This is a genomic window from Granulicella sp. S190, from assembly GCF_009766095.1.
GTDB lineage: Bacteria > Acidobacteriota > Terriglobia > Terriglobales > Acidobacteriaceae > Edaphobacter.
This window is the reverse complement of the sequence record NZ_LMUD01000044.1, coordinates 91,961-108,232: the sequence shown is the minus strand read 5'-3', so window position 1 is coordinate 108,232 and position 16,272 is coordinate 91,961. Positions and strand designations below refer to the sequence as shown.

The window sequence follows — 16,272 nt, the reverse complement described above, 5'->3', positions numbered from 1 at the left end:
GAGCAGCTTGTGAGGCGTGGTCTCTTTTTTTCGTTCTTTCTCCGCATTGCGATCGCCCTGGCGTTGCTGGTAGTGCTGCGAATCTGGATGATGCCGCATGGGTGGTTGATTGGAACGGTGCTGGTGCTCGCGTGGGCGGGCCTGAATGCGTTTCTGGTGACGGGCTCGATTCGGCAGAATCTCGCACGTCTGCAGAGCGCGGCGGCGGCGATTCCAGAGCGGCAGGTCAGCGAGGTCAAGTCCTCGTTCAGCGACTTCGAGGGATTGGCGCGATCGATTTCGTCCGCCTCCGAGGAGGTGAACCGCGCACTGAACGATGCCTCCGAGAGCAGGCGCGAGCTTGAGGCGATGATCGACAGCATGCAGGATGCGGTGGTGGCTGTGGATCCCGCAGGGCGGATTCAGTGGACGAATCAGCGAATGCAGAGGTTGATTCCCGGCACGTCGGTTAGCAGCTCCATCCGGGTTGGACACGCACTGGTTCAGACGATTCGCGATCCGGAGATTCTGGACTGTGTTCGGACTGCGCTGGAACAGCGGGTGGTGAGCGATGGCCGTTCGACTTCGCTTCTACCGGGGCGCATCTTCGAGGTGAATGTGTCGCCCATGCCCGGCGGAGGTGCGGTTGCGGTTTTGCATGACATTACGCGGATCGAGCAGGTGGAACGAACGCAGCGCGACTTTGTGGCGAACGTGTCGCATGAACTGCGGACGCCGCTGACCTCTATTACGGGTTACGTGGAGACGCTTCTCGATCATGAGGCGTCGTTGAGCAAGGCGGCGCGCGAGTTTTTGACGATCATTCTGAAGAATGCCACGCGGATGAACCGCCTGACCGAGGATCTACTGGTGATGGCGCGGGTCGAGTCGTCCGAACAGGAGCTGCATCCCGGGCCGATTCCGGCGGATATGCTGGTGCGAGATGCGGTGCAGGCGATGCGTGGCCTGGTGCAGGATGCCGAGGCGGTGCTTGAGATCGGCGAGATCTCGACTGCGGAGGTTTTCGCCGATACCGACGCCATCGTTCAGGTGCTGAGCAATTTGATTGAGAATGGGATCAAGTACGGCCAGGCTCGTAATGCGCGTCACTGCAAGGTGGTCATCAGCTCTCGCGAGGTGTCGGATCCGATTGAGGCGGTGGAGTTCAGCGTTCGCGACTTTGGTCCTGGAATTGCTTCCGAGCACCTGAGCCGGATCTTCGAGCGCTTCTACCGGGTGGACAAGGCGCGGTCGAGGGAGTCGGGAGGGACCGGACTTGGGCTGGCGATTGCACGACACATGGTGCAGACGCACGGAGGGTCGATTCGCGCCGAGAGCGAGTTGAATGCCGGAAGCACGTTCATTTTTACGTTGCCGAAGGCTTAAAAATCCAAGGAATAATGCCGTTTTCACCCCCATGTAACCTCCCCGTAACAATCTCCGCTCACACTTAAGGAGGATGTATTGACGGGATTGCTGGATCGATGCATTTAAGCCTAGGGGGATATGTGAATCTGAAAGTTATCGCAGCGGGCATACTGGCAATGGTCAGTGTCGGAGCCAATGCACAGAACATCAACGGAGCCGGGGCGACGTTTCCTTACCCCATCTACTCCAAGTGGTTTAGTGAGTACAGCCAGCTGCATTCGAATGTGAAGATCAACTATCAGTCGATCGGTTCGGGCGGAGGTATCCGCCAGGTATCGGAGGGAACAGTCGATTTTGGTGCGACCGATGGTCCGATGACCGATCAGCAGCTGAAGGACGCCAAGGTCAAGGTGATGCATATTCCTACGGTTTTGGGCGCTGTGGTTCCGGTGTACAACATCCCAGGGGTCAACAAAGATATTAACTTCTCTTCCGATGTGATCGCCGATATCTATCTGGGGAAGATCACGAAGTGGAACGACGGGCGAATTGCGAAGGATAATCCTGGCGTCAACCTGCCGGATAAGGCGATTCTTCCTGTCTATCGTTCGGACGGAAGCGGAACGACGTATATCTTCACCGATTTTCTCTCTAAGGTGAGCCCTGACTGGTCGAGCAGAGTGGGGCATAGCACGTCTGTGAAGTGGCCTACAGGTATTGGCCAAAAGGGAAATGAAGGCGTCGCGGGCATGGTTCGCCAGTCGCCTTACTCCTTTGGCTATGTCGAGCTGATCTACGCTGAGACGAACAAGATGAGCTTTGGCGCGGTTCGCAATGCCTCCGGGAAGTTTCTGAAGGCTTCGACGAGCGGCGTGACCGCTGCTGCGGCTGCTGCAGCCAAGACGATGCCTGCCGACTACCGGGTCTCGATCACCAATGCTCCGGGTGCCGATTCTTACCCGATCTCGAGCTTTACCTGGCTGCTGATTCCGACGCACTCGACTGATCCGAACAAGGCAAAGGCGCTGGCCGAGTTTCTCGGCTGGATGCTGGATCACGGTGAGAACGAAGCCGCTGCTCTTACGTACGCCCCGCTGCCGAAGCAGGTGCAGGACATGGTTCGCAAGAGCATCGCAAACGTGAAGTAGTTGTACTGCCGCACGGATTTTGCATCAGAATCCGTGCGGCTTCTTTTTCTTCCCGATCTCAGGATGGTAAGCCCGATACAATCGACCCGTAGAGTCAAACCGTCAGGAAAATAGGATTGTGTCTTCTACCCGTATGACTCCCGAAAGAGAATCCAGGTCTCCGTTACCTGTACCATCCCCCCTGCCGAATGCTCCGGCGGCAAGCTCTACCGATGCGGCCTCCGGGGCAGACGCGAGCCTGTCTCCGATTCGTGATTTCCTCAGCAAACGGGGAAGCGGCCGTCTGGCAGACAACAGCTTCGCCGCAGTCATGCTGCTCTGCGCATGCAGCATCTTCGCGATCGTCATCTTTATCTTCGGCATTCTGGTGGTGCACTCACGACTTAGCCTGATGCAGTTCGGCTGGAAGTTCTTTACGCGCCAGGCGTGGGATCCGGTCTCGGGCGACTTCGGCGCTCTGCCGTTTATCTACGGGACGATTGCCACGTCGCTGCTGGCTCTGTGTATGGCCGTTCCTCTGGCTCTCGGCGTCGCCGTCTTCCTGACCGAGCTGTGCCCGCGTCCGCTGCGCGCGCCGATCTCATTTCTCACGGAGCTACTGGCCGCCATTCCCAGCGTTGTCTACGGACTTTGGGCGGTCTTCGTGCTGGTTCCGCTGATGCGGGATGTCATCGGTCCTTTTCTTTATAAGACGCTGGGGTGGACGGGCTTCTTTGAAGGTCCGAACTTTGGTGTCGGACTTTTGACTGCGAGTATGATTCTGGCGATCATGATCCTTCCGATCATCTCTTCGCTGACCCGCGACATTATGAACGCTGTTCCCAACAGCCAGCGCGAGGCTGTGCTCGCCCTTGGCGCCACTCGCTGGGAGATGATCCGTATCGGGGTTCTGCGCAACTCCCGCATCGGGATTGTTGGCGCCGTTATGCTGGGCCTCGGGCGTGCGCTTGGCGAGACGATGGCGGTCACGATGGTTATCGGCAACCATCCCGACATCAGCAAATCACTCTTCGCTCCCGGCTACACGCTGGCGAGCGTGATTGCGAACGAGTTCTCCGAGGCTACGGGGGATCTCTACCTCAGCGCCCTGATTGAGATTGGCCTCGCGCTCTTCCTGGTCACCATCGTCGTCAATGCGATTGCCCGGCTGATGGTTTGGGCGGTCACTCGCAACGCACCGGCGCGGGTGAACTGACATGAGTACACAACCACTCAGCAACCAGCCCCGTCCGATGGACTTCGAATCGAAGTCGATGCGCAGGAACACGATGATGCGCACGGCAATCAATTATCTTGTCAGCGGTCTCTGCATCCTGGCGACCGTGCTGGTGATCCTGCCGTTGATCGCGATTCTTTTTTACCTGATCTACAAGGGCGCCAGTTCGCTGAACTTTGCCTTCTTTACCCGCATCCCGGCTCCGGTGGGCGAGTCGGGTGGAGGGATGGCGAATTCCATCGTCGGCTCGGGCATCATTCTTTTTTTGGCGAGCCTGATGGGTATTCCTATTGGGATCGCCGCGGGGGTTTACCTTGCCGAGTTCGGCCGCGGCAAGGCACTTGCTACTGCGGTTCGCTTCACCGCAGACGTGTTGAATGGCGTGCCGTCGATCGTGATGGGCATCGCGATCTATTCTTTGATTGTCATGCAGCAGAAGCATTTCTCTGCATTAGCTGGAGGCGTTGCGCTTGCCATCATGATGGTTCCTACCATCACACGGACCACGGAAGAGATGCTGGCTACGGTACCGCATGCGATTCGCGAGGCTGCGCTGGGCCTGGGCGTTCCCAAGTGGCGCACTGCGATCTCGGTGAGTCTGCGGACAGCTTCGCCGGGTATCATTACCGGCTGCATGCTGGCCTTCGCACGAGTGGCCGGCGAGACTGCGCCTTTGCTTTTTACTGCGTTCGGCAATCAGTTCTGGAGCTTTAAACTCAGCGAGCCTATCGCTGCGCTGCCGTTGCAGATTTACGTGTACGCGATTTCGCCGTATGACGAGTGGCATCGTCTGGCGTGGGCCGGTTCGCTGGTCCTTATCGTTTTGATTATGGTCTCAGTCACGCTCGTCCGCATCTTTGCCAACCGCGGCGCACTCAAGGGAGGAAGCTAGTGGGAGTCGGCATTTTAGTTGAGGATTTGAACGCGTGGTACGGGACGACGCACACGCTGCAGGATATTAACCTGCATATCCCGGCGAACCACGCCACCGCGCTGATCGGTCCTTCCGGCTGCGGCAAATCCACCTTCGTCCGCTGCCTTAACCGGATGCATGAGACGAACCCCATCGCACGCGCAACGGGCACGGTGAAGATGGGCGATGTCGACATCTATAGCGATGCTTCGCCGGTTGAAATTCGCCGCCGCGTCGGTATGGTCTTTCAGCGTCCGAATCCGTTTCCTACGATGTCGATCTACGATAACGTTGTGAGCGGGTTGAAGCTCAATGGCTTTCGCAATCGCCGGATCCTCGATGAGACGGTAGAGCGCTCACTGAAGCAGGCTGCGTTGTGGGAAGAGGTCAAGGACGATCTCAAGAAGAAGTCAGGCGCCTCACTTTCGGGCGGCCAGCAACAGCGTATGTGTATTGCACGCGCACTGGCTGTCGATCCTGAAGTTCTGCTGATGGACGAGCCTGCGTCTGCACTTGATCCGGTCTCGACTTCGAAGATCGAAGACCTTATCTTCCAGTTGAAGAGTCAGTACACGATCGTGATCGTGACACACAACATGCAGCAAGCCGCGCGCGTCGCCGAGAACACGGGCTTCTTTCTCAACGGCAAGATGGTGGAGTTCGATTCGACCCACAAGATCTTCACCAATCCGCGGGACAAGCGAACGGAAGATTACATCACCGGGAGGTTCGGCTGATGCGGGTTAAATTTCATCAGAGCCTTGACGATCTGAAGGAGAAGTTGCTGGTAATGGCAGGTATGGCGGAGCAGGCGATTCAACGCTCCATCGAGGCCTACCGGACGCGGGATCTCTCGATCTGCGAGCTTGTCTTCCGAGCCGAACCTTCGATCAATCGCCTGGAGCGCGAGATCGATCAGATGGCGCTCGACCTGCTTGCCATGGAACAGCCTATGGCTATCGATCTTCGCTTTATCCTCTCCGTGATCCGTATCAACGCTGACCTGGAACGGGTAGGCGATCAGGCGGTCAATATTGCGGTGCGGGTGCGAGAGATGGGCGCCTTTGCCAATATCGATCTTCCTGTCGACATTCCCAAGCTCGCCTCACTCTCCTCTGCGATGGTTCGGAAGTCGTTGCAGGCTTTTATTGAAGGCGACGCTGAACTTGCTGAGTCGGTTCTGCGGCTCGACGATCAAGTGGATGAGATGAATGACGCTGCGTTTTATGCGCTGAGTTCGTTGATCAAGGAGAAGCCGGAGTTGACCCCGCAATCGCTCAACGCTTTGATCATCTCCCGGAATCTGGAGCGCGTTGGCGATCATGCCACCAACATTGCGGAGGATGTTATCTTCTGGGTGCGGGGAGCAGATGTCCGGCATAACAACAGCACGGCTTAAGATCGCGGAGGCGTTTCCAGCGACGATGGTCGGTTAGTCTATCTCGGGCACCCACCAGACCAACTTCGAGAGCAGGGGGTAGTACAGCCCCACGCGCAGGTTCCCGCTAGAGACGCGCCCTTTGAGTAGCTGCGCATACGTCTGCATCTGCCCGTCGTATTTTGCACGTTCTCCCGCGAGAAACTCGTCGATGCCTTGCCGCCCGTGTGTTGCCGTTTTGTAGTCGATGATCCAAAGATGATCTGTGCCGTCGTCCATGGGAGATGGGCCGCCAAGAAAAAGTCTGTCCAGTCGTACGCTGCTGCGCGTATCGGTCCACGTGGTTAGCGCGAGTTCGCTGGATGCCTGCTCGCGCTGACTCAACAGCCAGCGTCCTTCTTCATGTCGCAGCGTGTTGATGAGTGCTGCCTTCACGCGCGAGGCGAGATCGCCGACGGCGGCGGGAGGAAGTCCGCTTGCTCGCAGCACTCCTATAATTCGTGGAGTCCACGCTGCCACTTCGGGTAGCAGCGCATCGGCGCCGGTGTTTGTCAGTCTCTTTGCGAGTGTCTCCAGAAAGACATGGACGGCATTTCCAAAGGTGCGAGCTTCGAAGGAGCCTTCAGGACGCGCGAAGTTCGCGGAGGCGGCTGTCGCTTTGACCTCGCCGTAGGAGAGTTTATGGTCTACCAAAAATCTTTCTTCCGGTTTGAAGCGTAGTGGTTGACGCTGGAGCATGGCTGGCCGGCTGTCCTCATCGGCGTTGGCGGCGATATCAAAGAGGAATGGCTGCTCAAACTGCACAAGGTTGCTGCTTTGTTCTTCCTGGGTTGAGGGACTTGCCTGAAAGTGCCGCTCAGCTGCGGGCCATGCGGTTGCCAGCAGGCTTCCGGAAGGGCGAGAGATCTGACCTTTTGAGGTCTCCTCAGGAGATGCAAAGAGATGTAGTTCCTCTCTCGCTCGTGTACAGGCGACGTAGAAGAGTCTTTTTCTCTCTGCGGCCTCCCTTGCTTTTTCCAGACTCTTCAGCCAGTTATTCAGGTCCTTGGAGCCTTCGCCGCGACCTGGGATCGGGGCTAACACCATCTGCGCGGCTTCTGCTTCGCCGGAGTCAATCTCGCTCCACGTCAGGAGTTTTTCGCGGGGTATGGGCGCTTTCTTTTCGAGACCCGGGACCATCACGACATCCCATTCAAGGCCCTTCGCTCCGTGAATCGTCATCAGATCGACGGCCCCTGTGGCGGAAGCCGGTTGAGCAAATAATTCACCGAGCCTGTGTTTCAACTGAGTCACATCGATCGTAACGGCCTCTTGCTCTAACTCATCCAGCAGCTGGAAGTATCTCCGCGCATTGGCCAACTCCGCTGATTTCAAGAAAGCATCGCCGCCCAGAGATCGCCATGTCCTCTCCACAGATTGAGCTGCGGTGAGCTCCGATCTGCTCTCCGATGCTGCCTGCAAGACAGGCCATGCGCGCCTCAGCCTTTCACAAGCTTCTGCACTCAAGAGATTCGCCCGGTCGGCGACGAGATCCTCGATGCACCATTCGGACCATTTGGGATCGTCGGCGCCTGTGAGCAGGTGAAGGTCGGCAAGCCCGAGTCCGCACAGGGGAGAGTGCAAGACCGCTAGCCATGCTACACGATCGGCCGGATGCAGCAGAGCCCTGGTCACGGCAAACAGATCCAGAACTTCCTGACGTTCTCCCAAGGCCTCGATATCGACGGCACGGAAGGGCAGGGAGCCCTTCGATTCGTCCTTGAACTCTGCGACGATGTCGGCGAGGAGGTTGCGGCTTCGAACGAGGACTGCCATCTTCCATGGCTCGCTCCGGCCATGCGGAAGGGGGCGGTTGCGCCACTGCTCGACGATGTCGCGTATCTGCTCTGCCTGAGACTTTACCTGTCGCCGCTTCGCCTTCTTCGCCGCTTCGGGAGATGCTCCTGCGGGTAAGACATGCGCGTGCCACACGAGATTCAGCGATCCGCTCTGCGAGCTTCCGCGCACCGCTTGAGCTTCGACATAGGGCACCTCCTCTGCGTTGGCGTCGGTGACTTCGCGTGGGAAGAGCAGCGAAAAGTCCTCATTGAACGCTTCGACAAGCTCTCTCTGCGAGCGGAAGTTTGCGGTGAGCTGCAGTCTTCCCACAGGCAGATCGCCTAGTTGCTGGCTCTGCATCGTTCTGACAAACCGTTCGACGCGAGCCTGACGGAAGAGGTAGATGGATTGCTTTGGGTCACCTACGAGAAAGACCGTCTGGCTGTGTCCGTCCCAACCCTGTGTGAGCAGTTGGATCAGCTCATATTGGCTGGTGGAGGTGTCCTGCATCTCATCGACGAGCAGATGGCGCAGCTTCATTCCGAGTGCCTCGTTGAGATCGGCGACAGCGCCGTCGCGTCGCAGTGCGACTTGAGCAAGTAGTCCGAGCTCGGCGAAGTCGCACTCGCCACGCTGTGCAAAGATGAGCTGCAGTTCCACGAGCGCACGGTTCAAAATGCGAAACAACGCCTTCGCGACGACCCACTGCTCCTCCGGATACTGAGCGGGAGGCAGGTTGTTCACACTCTTGATGGCTTCGAGCACGCCGTCGCGATCGCGCAGCTCCTGCACAAAGAGCTTCAACTGGATGGCGTGTTTTTTCTCAATCTCGAAGCCCAGATGATTGCGAGAGGTGGCGGATCGCCATTTTTGTTCCCGCGTGGTGAGTAGATGAATCAGGGCCTGCCAGTGTTCCAGATCCTTTGATGTCTGTTGCGGGGCTGTGTGCAGATCGGCGCACATGGCGATGGGCGAGGGATTACCTTTGTAGCCTTCGGCGTGTCCCATCTCGCCTGCGAGTGAGGTCAACTCCTGCAGGATGTCTGCCGGAACAGTGTTGGAGAGCCGCGTCAGTCCAGCGTATATTGCCTGCTCGAGCGCCCACTCGAGCTTTGGCAGCACGGTTTCGTCGAGGAAGGCGTCGTCCAGCTGATGGCGCCCCATGGGAGCGAGCTCTCCCCATTGATTGCGCAGAGGAAGCATCTCCATGAGCAGACGTTCGCAGTCGCGAAGGCTGCCATCGCGATGGAGCAGCACGGTGCGCAGGGCATTGTCTAACTCGGCGTCTTGTCCACCAAGCTGCATGAGGGTCGCCCTCGCTGCCTCGCGGTACATCAGCGTCGGATCTTTTACCGGAGTGAGGCGGCCGCCACCGCCGGATAGGACGGGAAGCAGACGAGCGATCTCTCCGCAGACCGAATCGATGGTGCGGATGTTGAGCCTGCGCGGATGCAGCAAGAGATCCCAACCGAGCAACGCATCGCGGCGAAGGACTGCCTCTGCCAAGGCGCGAGTCTCGCTGGCAAAGGCAGAGTCACCCTTCAGAGGATCGTGTCGTGAGGCACTCTCCAGTTGGGCGAGGACGCGCTCCCGCATCTCGTTGGTTGCTTTTACGGTGAAGGTAATGGCAAGAATCTGAGTTGGATCTTCGACACTCTCATCGGCAAGCAGCTTGAGGTAGCGTTGGATCAGAAGGCCAGTCTTGCCCGACCCTGCCGGCGCCTCCACTATCCACGAACGCTGAACATCGAGCGCGCGCTCTCGTTCGTGCCAGTCCGGCGGACGGCTGTCGGACTGATTTTTTTGCGGAGTGTCGTTCTGAGGAACGAGGAAGAGATCAGCCACGGCTTACCTCCGAGGCAGAGCTGTCTTCCTGCTCGTCCTCTTCTTCGAGAAGCGAGACGTCAAGCCGGCAGAGAAGTCGTTGCCCGCAGTGTGTGCAGGTGCCGGGATAGGTCTTCGGACGCACACGCGCATCGCCCGAGTGAAACTCTTCTGCGAGCGACACCAGGACTCTTCTCCACTGTTCCACCTGAGCTTCGAGGGTTGCAGCATCTTTCATCCTGGTCATGCTGGGCAGCACTCCGGAGGTGACTGCGTAGCCCTTCAGATCGAGGCCTTCGCCCGCTCGGACGAGGCCGAACGCGACTCCCTGTAGCTGATCTGCCTGCGAGAGGATTGCGTATAGCGGGAGTTGCGGAGCATCGGGCCGGGAGGTAAGCCAGTCACTCGGCGAAGCCTGGCCGGTCTTGTAATCGATCAAGACCTCTCCACCTTCCACTACGTCCACGCGGTCCATGCGAACGCTGAGACGCAGCGGGCCAACGTGGACATCTTCAAATTCTTTCTCGCTGAGTTTGACCTCGAAGGGCAGCTCACGGTTTGATTCCAACTCCAGCCAATCGGTGAGCAGTCTGCGTAGTCTCAGATGCTGCACCTCCATGTAGGCTTCGTCCCATTCGGTTGCGCTTGCTTCGGCGGACTTCTGCAAGGCCTGAGCGATACACCAATCCAGTGCCTCCGCGCGCTCCTCCCTCGTCATTGAGCGGAGAGCATCCTGCGTCTTCACTTCGTTCCAGAAGAGCTCGAGGGCCTGGTGCACCACTATTCCGCTCTCCTTTGCGTCGATGCCGGGTTCGATCGATTGAAGCTCCGTGGCCCAGAGTCTCTGCTCGGAGAAGGCGCGGAAGCCGCAAGCTGCCTGCAGCTGGAGTATTCTTGCCCCGCCGCGAATTACCCTGTCTGGAAGGGGTTGAACTTTGGCTGTATCCGCAACCTGCTCCAGTTCGAGAACGGTTCGCTCCGGTTCCTCTTTTACGAGATCGGGGATGTTGACGGTTTCCAGCGTCAGTTCGGAGAGCAGGGAAGACTGACGTTGCATGCCCTCTGACGACTCTTTTGCGTAACTGAAGATGACAGTGCCGGCGCTCGTCGCGATACGTTCCGTCATTCTTCGGGCGTGATTGCTGTCGAGGTTGATGTCGGTTCCCGGCATCTTTAGCTCTCGTTGCAGATGCCAGGGCAGAAGAGAGTTGGTCGAGGTTGGCGTGGGCCAGCTCAACTCTCCCGCACGTAGAAACCACACGGCGTCGAAGGTGCTTCCTGCAGCCTCAAGCGGACCCATTATCTGTACGGGAGCGTCTCTCGACTCTGGTGCAAACATGGTCTGGTGAGCAATTCTTTCAAGTGCAGCCAGGGATTGTGCGAACTCGACGGAGACGCCATCGAAGTCTAATGTGGCAAGCTCATCGAGCGCGCTCTCCCACTTCAGGCGCGTCTGAAACTGAACGCTGGTCTCTTTCGCTTTAGTGCCCCATGCTGCCGCTGCCAGAAGCTCACGCATCTTCTCCGCCCACTCGGCGTTGGTTCGAGCGTCGAGTCCCTGCAGGCGGCTGGCAACCCTCTGTGTTGAACGCAGCACGCCAAGTAGTTGAGAGAGGTGCTGCCTTCTTTTTGATTTATCCATCAGGGTGATCAGGCCGTCGAGTGTAATCTCCGGACGGAGCATCCGCGTTTTGCGCAGCTCGAAGGCGTCGAAGGCGGCGCGCGCGGTTCGTTGTTCGGCTGTCATTGCGAAGTAAGGCGACAGCAGAAGACTGCTCACCCGCTCCAGAGGGAGCGGCTCGTTAACCCATCGCAGAAGGTCGAAGGCGGCTACGATCATCGGTATCTCCGCCAATGCCATGCCAAGCGAAAACTCATAAGGTCCGGTGTCGCTGTCTGCGCGAATGTCTTCGAGTTCGGGTGCCAGAACCTCGCGAAAGACGCGGTCGATCTCTCTGCGCTCTGCCTCGAGTGCGGGAACGATCACAGCGACGGTTGCGTTCGGGTTCTCTTCGAGGAACTCACGCACCCACCGCGCTGCGAGAGACAACTCCTGCTGGCTCTCTTCTACTTCGACCAACGTTTGTCTCTGCGTTGGTACGGTGATCTGCAACTCCTCTACTGCTATGCCTGTTGACTGAATTGTGCGAAGAAGCCGTTGCTGCGCGGGAGTGATCCGATCAAATCCCACGAGAGCTATCCTGGCCGCGTGATCGCCGAACCAAGTCGATCCTGCTATGCCGCTCTCCAGTACCTCGCTTAGCCTGTCTTCCAGCTGGGACTGCGACAGGAGATCTTCGCTGTGGCAGAGGCGTTCGAAGGCCCATGCCCACTTTTGAAACGACCGGGTATCGAAGTTGCCTATCGCTCCTCGCAGGCGTTGCCTGCCGTCGTAGCTATTGATGAGCCGCCAGGCCTCAGCCGCCATTGCGGCCAGCGAATCTACACCTCGCAGGCTGGCCAGCTCTTCGTCCGCCTCAAGAACTGTTTGCCATACCACCTGCTCCTGCGTGCGGTTCAAAATCATCTGGGCAACGTGACCCTCCACCACTAGACGTTGCCATAGGCTGGTCAGCCATGCATCCCACGGCAGCACGGCTGCCGGCGTCCAAGTGGCATGCCCCAGGTCACGATTGCGCTGGTCCCACCCGCGTCGAAGCGTCCGCGCGGCTCGTTGGTTTCCGGTTACGACTACTGCGCCCTGCTCCAGTGCCTGAGCAATCCCACCCTGCAGCGACCCACGACCATCCATACTTCGGTTATACGCCCACGGTCACAGGAAAAGCAGCCTGTGACATCAGTCTGCGGCGTGGTGGGCTCGGGGCGGGAATAAGCTCAAACCCAGCAGGCCGAGGGCTGCCACAAAGGGAAGGATGAGAGCCAGTTGCAGGGAGCCGGTCTTCGAAGAGACGACCCCCATCGTCCACGGGAGCGCCGCTGCGCCGAGGCCCGAGACGGCTACTACGATTCCGGCCTGCCGGGCAGTGGGTCGCTCCGCCATCAACATGGCGAAGGTCGCGGGAAAGAAGGGAGCGAGACTTAGCCCAAGGAGTACGGCGAAGACGGCGATGGTGATGGCTGAGTGCGACATCGCCAAGGCTGCCGTGAATATTGCTGCGAGTGCGAGACTCCAGCGTTGTACTGTCTTCTCGCCAATACGAAGCATGGTTGCAGAAGCGCCGAGACGGCCGAAGGTCAAGGCCATCCAGAGGAGGAGCGTCGTGTACTCGCTGACAGCCAGAGTCCTATCACCATATCGCAGAGCGAAGGTGGTCAGCCACCCGCTAAGGCAGGTCTCCAGCCCTCCGTAGAGCACGAGCAACGCCGCGAAGTAGAGATACTGACGACTGCCTAAGCCGGTCTTCGGGGCGGTTTCAATTGGCGCGCCGCCAATATTTTTCGGGATGGACTGATCCATACGCATCTGGATTGACAGGATGAAAACGCCAACGGCAAAGAGTCCCGCGAAGTCCTCCAGGACGACTCGCAGGGTAAATCGAGGCAGCAACCATGCAGTCAGAAGAGCAGACAGCATGGCTCCGAGGCTGAAAGAGAAGTTCAGTAGCGACAAGGCGGAGCCTCGATGCGCCGTGAACCTGCGGCCCGCGAGGATATTGACCGAGGTGATGATCTGACCGAGGCCAAATCCGCCAATGAAGAGGCCCACGCACCCGATGCCCATCGATGGGGAGAGGGCGAATCCGCCGAATCCAACCAATCCCGAGAGCAGGCCTATGAGGAGGCTTCGGTTTAACTTTTGCGATACGGTGATGCCGCCAAGAAAGGCGCCGCAGAACTTCGCCATCATCAACAGGCCGCTCTGCGAGTCGACCATCTGCCATTGTCTGGCCAAAAGAGGAAGAATCGGCCCAAGGAGTGCCGTACCTAACCCGGCCAGCATCAGCCCAAAGTGCATTAGCGCTACGGAGGGCGCTTGCGGTCTGCTTCGCTCTCTCGATGTGGCGGCGTCCTGATCTTGCATTTCAGCCATTATCATTGAGTCAGGAGTCTCCACGTGTCTCGCAAGCTTTTATTTCTCTTCGTCTGTCTGACTCTTCTCGCAGGTTGCCATCAGAACACACAACCTGTGGCCTCACAGCAAGCAGCTCCGGGAGCGACTTTTACACTTCGCGGCAGAGTCGTCTCGACTGACGCTACGCACGTTACGCTCGATGGCGAAGAGGTTCCCGGCTTCATGGAAGCAATGACAATGGACTACAAGCTGGCCGATCCGAGCGTGGTCAGCGAGCTTCACCCTGGCGATCGGATCACGGCGAAGGTGCTGGCCAAGAAGGGAAGCGAGGGCTATGAAGATGTGCGGTTGACCGATATTGTGGTCATCGCGCAGGCTCGCCCAGACTACATGCCACCCGTGGCTTACCACGTCCCGACAGCAGGAGATGTGGTTCCCGATTTCAAACTTCTGAACCAGAGCGGCCGGACGATCCATCTGGAGCAGTTCAGGGGCAAGGTGGTGCTGATGACGTTCATCTATACGCGTTGTCAGTTGGCTGACTTCTGCCCCCGCATGAGCCATAACTTCGCGGAGATTGACAGAGCGCTTGCCGCGGATCCCGCACTCTACAAACAGACTCATCTGATCAGCGTCAGCTTTGACCCGGCCTACGACACGCCGAAGGTGCTTCGCAGCTACGGGGGAGCGTATACCGGAAACTACACTAACGAGCGTTTCCAACACTGGGACTTCGCGGCGCCCACGGAGAAGGAGTTGCCTGCCATGACACAGTTCTTCAACGTGGGCGTGACGCCTGGGGATAGCAAGTCTCTCACGCACTCTCTCTCTACGATCCTCATAGGAAAAGATGGCAAGATCGTCGACTGGTATCCCACCAATGAGTGGAAGCCCGAGGATGTTTTGGCGGCCATACGGAAGAGTGCCGCTTAGCTTTCAGACAACAAGAAGCTGCGATCGGCCATCTGACTATCTGTGTGCCACTGCACCGAGGTAGTTCACTATGAAGCTCAGCCGGTATGCCGCTCCAGTTCTTGTCCTTATCATTGCTCTTGCAGTGCCTGGTTTCGCGATGGTGCAATCTTACGGACCGTCGCCTGCCGGATATGGCCAGGGTCCAGGTGGTTGGGATGCGCCTCCGGGCGAGTTTCGCGATGCGCAGCGCCAGGGGTTTCATGACGGCATCGAAGGAGCACGGAAGGACCTGGAGAATCATCGTCACCCCGATGTGAATAATCGCGACGAATATCGCCATCCGAGCGTTCCTCATGCGGAACGCAGGGATTATCGAGATGGATTTCGACGAGGCTACGATACGGCTATGGCGCATCTGCTCAATGGCGGTCCGGGACCGCGCTAGAACTGGTTTTTTTGTCCGCATTTCTATGGCTGAAAGTAGAGTTTTTTATAGCTGCTAAAGAGGCTAGATCGCGTCAGGAAGATGACAGCGAGGAGCTGTTTGTATGGCGAGCAATAGTGAGGTTGAGTCGGTGTGGGACTATCCGCGCCCACCCCGACTTGAGCCCACCTCAAGCCATCTTCGCGTTGTGCATCGTGGAGTTGTGTTGGCCGATACCAATCGCGCACTTCGCATTCTCGAGACGAGCCATCCTCCGGTCTATTACATTCCGCAGTCGGACATTGCGATGCAGTTTCTTGAGCCGTCCAACCGGCGCAGTAGCTTTTGCGAGTTCAAAGGCTCGGCCAGTTATTGGACGGTTGATGTGTCTGCTTCTCTGGAAGCACCTGAGCTGGCTGCTCGCCGCACGGATGCGGCTTGGAGTTATAGAGATCCTTCCAGCGCTTATGCCGCGCTTCGGAATTATCTCGCCTTCTATGCAAACCGCGTCGATGAGTGCATGGTAAATGGAGAGCGTGTCGTTCCGCAGGTGGGAGACTTCTACGGCGGGTGGATTACTTCAAACATCAAAGGGCCGTTCAAGGGCGCACCCGGTACACTCGGCTGGTAGCAACGAGCAGTCGTCGCTGAGTTGGCAGCGATAGCGCAGACGTCTGCTCCCATCAAGTATTCTGATACTTCGTTCCTTGAAGGAGTTCCAGCACATGGCAAAGCTCACTATCGCCTTCGGCATTTTGTTGATCCTGCTTGGCATCACCGGTTATGTCACCACGGGCAGCGCTCATCCTACGTCTTTGATTCCGAGCGGAATCGGCATCTTTTTCGTCCTCTTCGGGGTTATGGCGAACACGGAGGACTCCAAGAAGCGGATGCTCTGGATGCACATCTCCGTTACGGTGGCATTGCTGGTGTTTCTGGGGATGATTCCCTCTGCGATCGACACGCTACGGCTCTCTCGTGGCGCTTCGTTCCCGCATCCCATCGCGGTCGAAGAGAAAGGAGCGCTTTGCCTGTTCTGCCTCATCTATGTGCTGTTCTGCGTGCGTTCTTTTATCTCTGCACGCCGGGCGCGGCTGGCTTAGCAGAGACTAAAGCGTAAACTTAACATAGACATGTCTTCCTCTTTCGGTCCTTCCAGCTTTGGCGGGGGTATGAAGTCCGTTGACCGCGCCTCCCGCGGCACCGGCAGAGCCGCGGTGGCCGAGCTAACGGCTTCGCGTCCAAAGCCCAAGCTGAACAAGGTGATGCCTGAGGTCTGGAATCTGGTCAAGCCGCGCCGATGGCTGCTGGCTGCC

At 58.1% G+C, this 16,272-nt stretch carries 13 protein-coding genes; 10 read left to right on the top strand and 3 right to left on the bottom strand.

The genetic code is table 11. The features are described from left to right. Positions 1-9: 9 nt before the first annotated feature. From GSQ94_RS19605 to phoU, 6 genes are all read left to right on the top strand, one after another. Positions 10-1,365, top strand: a complete 1,356-nt coding sequence (locus tag GSQ94_RS19605) for a cell wall metabolism sensor histidine kinase WalK (RefSeq protein WP_158945547.1) — start codon at positions 10-12, stop codon at positions 1,363-1,365. Between the two features lie 122 nt (positions 1,366-1,487). After that, positions 1,488-2,495: a phosphate ABC transporter substrate-binding protein PstS gene (pstS, locus tag GSQ94_RS19600; RefSeq protein WP_158945545.1), complete on the top strand. Its 1,008-nt coding sequence runs from the start codon at positions 1,488-1,490 to the stop codon at positions 2,493-2,495. A 133-nt stretch (positions 2,496-2,628) separates the two neighbouring features. Further along, complete coding sequence (pstC, locus tag GSQ94_RS19595; protein WP_158945603.1) at positions 2,629-3,690, top strand: phosphate ABC transporter permease subunit PstC; 1,062 nt, start codon at positions 2,629-2,631, stop codon at positions 3,688-3,690. Between the two features lies 1 nt (position 3,691). After that, positions 3,692-4,603, top strand: a complete 912-nt coding sequence (gene pstA, locus GSQ94_RS19590) for a phosphate ABC transporter permease PstA (RefSeq protein ID WP_158945543.1) — start codon at positions 3,692-3,694, stop codon at positions 4,601-4,603. Further along, entirely contained in the window at positions 4,603-5,361 is a 759-nt protein-coding gene (gene pstB / locus GSQ94_RS19585; RefSeq protein WP_158945541.1) for a phosphate ABC transporter ATP-binding protein PstB, read from the top strand. Before pstA ends, pstB begins: the two co-directional genes overlap by 1 nt. Next, positions 5,361-6,023 (top strand): phosphate signaling complex protein PhoU, encoded by a 663-nt coding sequence (gene phoU / locus GSQ94_RS19580; RefSeq protein WP_158945539.1) that lies wholly within the window; start codon positions 5,361-5,363, stop codon positions 6,021-6,023. The genes pstB and phoU overlap by 1 nt, the downstream gene beginning before the upstream one ends. A 33-nt stretch (positions 6,024-6,056) precedes the next feature. Here the strand turns inward: phoU and GSQ94_RS19575 are convergent, their stop codons facing one another. The 3 genes from GSQ94_RS19575 to GSQ94_RS19565 are packed head-to-tail and all read right to left on the bottom strand — an operon-like array spanning position 6,057 to position 13,641. Continuing rightward, on the bottom strand, positions 6,057-9,665 hold the full coding sequence (locus tag GSQ94_RS19575; RefSeq protein WP_158945537.1) for an exodeoxyribonuclease V subunit beta: 3,609 nt from the start codon (positions 9,663-9,665) through the stop codon (positions 6,057-6,059). After that, a complete protein-coding gene (locus GSQ94_RS19570) occupies positions 9,658-12,396 on the bottom strand; it encodes a PD-(D/E)XK nuclease family protein (protein ID WP_158945535.1) in 2,739 nt (912 codons plus the stop codon). Before GSQ94_RS19570 ends, GSQ94_RS19575 begins: the two co-directional genes overlap by 8 nt. 45 nt (positions 12,397-12,441) lie before the next feature. After that, entirely contained in the window at positions 12,442-13,641 is a 1,200-nt protein-coding gene (locus tag GSQ94_RS19565; protein WP_254064005.1) for a sugar MFS transporter, read from the bottom strand. Between the two features lie 18 nt (positions 13,642-13,659). On the opposite strand from GSQ94_RS19565, the gene GSQ94_RS19560 reads away from it, so the two are divergent. The 4 genes from GSQ94_RS19560 to GSQ94_RS19545 all read left to right on the top strand — a co-directional run bounded on the left by GSQ94_RS19560 (position 13,660) and on the right by GSQ94_RS19545 (position 16,059). After that, complete coding sequence (locus tag GSQ94_RS19560) at positions 13,660-14,550, top strand: SCO family protein (RefSeq protein WP_158945534.1); 891 nt, start codon at positions 13,660-13,662, stop codon at positions 14,548-14,550. Positions 14,551-14,620: 70 nt separating this feature from the next. Next, a complete protein-coding gene (locus GSQ94_RS19555; RefSeq protein WP_158945533.1) occupies positions 14,621-14,977 on the top strand; it encodes a hypothetical protein in 357 nt (118 codons plus the stop codon). A gap of 103 nt (positions 14,978-15,080) precedes the next feature. Continuing rightward, the gene (locus GSQ94_RS19550; RefSeq protein WP_158945532.1) at positions 15,081-15,587 is read left to right on the top strand and encodes a DUF427 domain-containing protein; all 507 of its coding nucleotides are present in this window, start codon (positions 15,081-15,083) and stop codon (positions 15,585-15,587) included. A 94-nt stretch (positions 15,588-15,681) separates the two neighbouring features. After that, on the top strand, positions 15,682-16,059 hold the full coding sequence (locus tag GSQ94_RS19545; protein ID WP_158945531.1) for a TMEM14 family protein: 378 nt from the start codon (positions 15,682-15,684) through the stop codon (positions 16,057-16,059). The last annotated feature ends 213 nt before the right edge of the window (positions 16,060-16,272 follow it).

Excerpts from the sequence above, each read along its gene's own strand:
- pstA (WP_158945543.1), top strand. The coding sequence starts at position 3,692 with ATGAGTACACAACCACTCAGCAACCAGCCCCGTCCGATGGACTTCGAA.
- GSQ94_RS19570 (WP_158945535.1), bottom strand. The coding sequence starts at position 12,396 with ATGGATGGTCGTGGGTCGCTGCAGGGTGGGATTGCTCAGGCACTGGAG.
- GSQ94_RS19565 (WP_254064005.1), bottom strand. The coding sequence starts at position 13,641 with ATGATAATGGCTGAAATGCAAGATCAGGACGCCGCCACATCGAGAGAG.
- GSQ94_RS19555 (WP_158945533.1), top strand. The coding sequence starts at position 14,621 with ATGAAGCTCAGCCGGTATGCCGCTCCAGTTCTTGTCCTTATCATTGCT.
- GSQ94_RS19545 (WP_158945531.1), top strand. The coding sequence starts at position 15,682 with ATGGCAAAGCTCACTATCGCCTTCGGCATTTTGTTGATCCTGCTTGGC.
- pstC (WP_158945603.1), top strand. The coding sequence starts at position 2,629 with ATGACTCCCGAAAGAGAATCCAGGTCTCCGTTACCTGTACCATCCCCC.
- GSQ94_RS19550 (WP_158945532.1), top strand. The coding sequence starts at position 15,081 with ATGGCGAGCAATAGTGAGGTTGAGTCGGTGTGGGACTATCCGCGCCCA.
- phoU (WP_158945539.1), top strand. The coding sequence starts at position 5,361 with ATGCGGGTTAAATTTCATCAGAGCCTTGACGATCTGAAGGAGAAGTTG.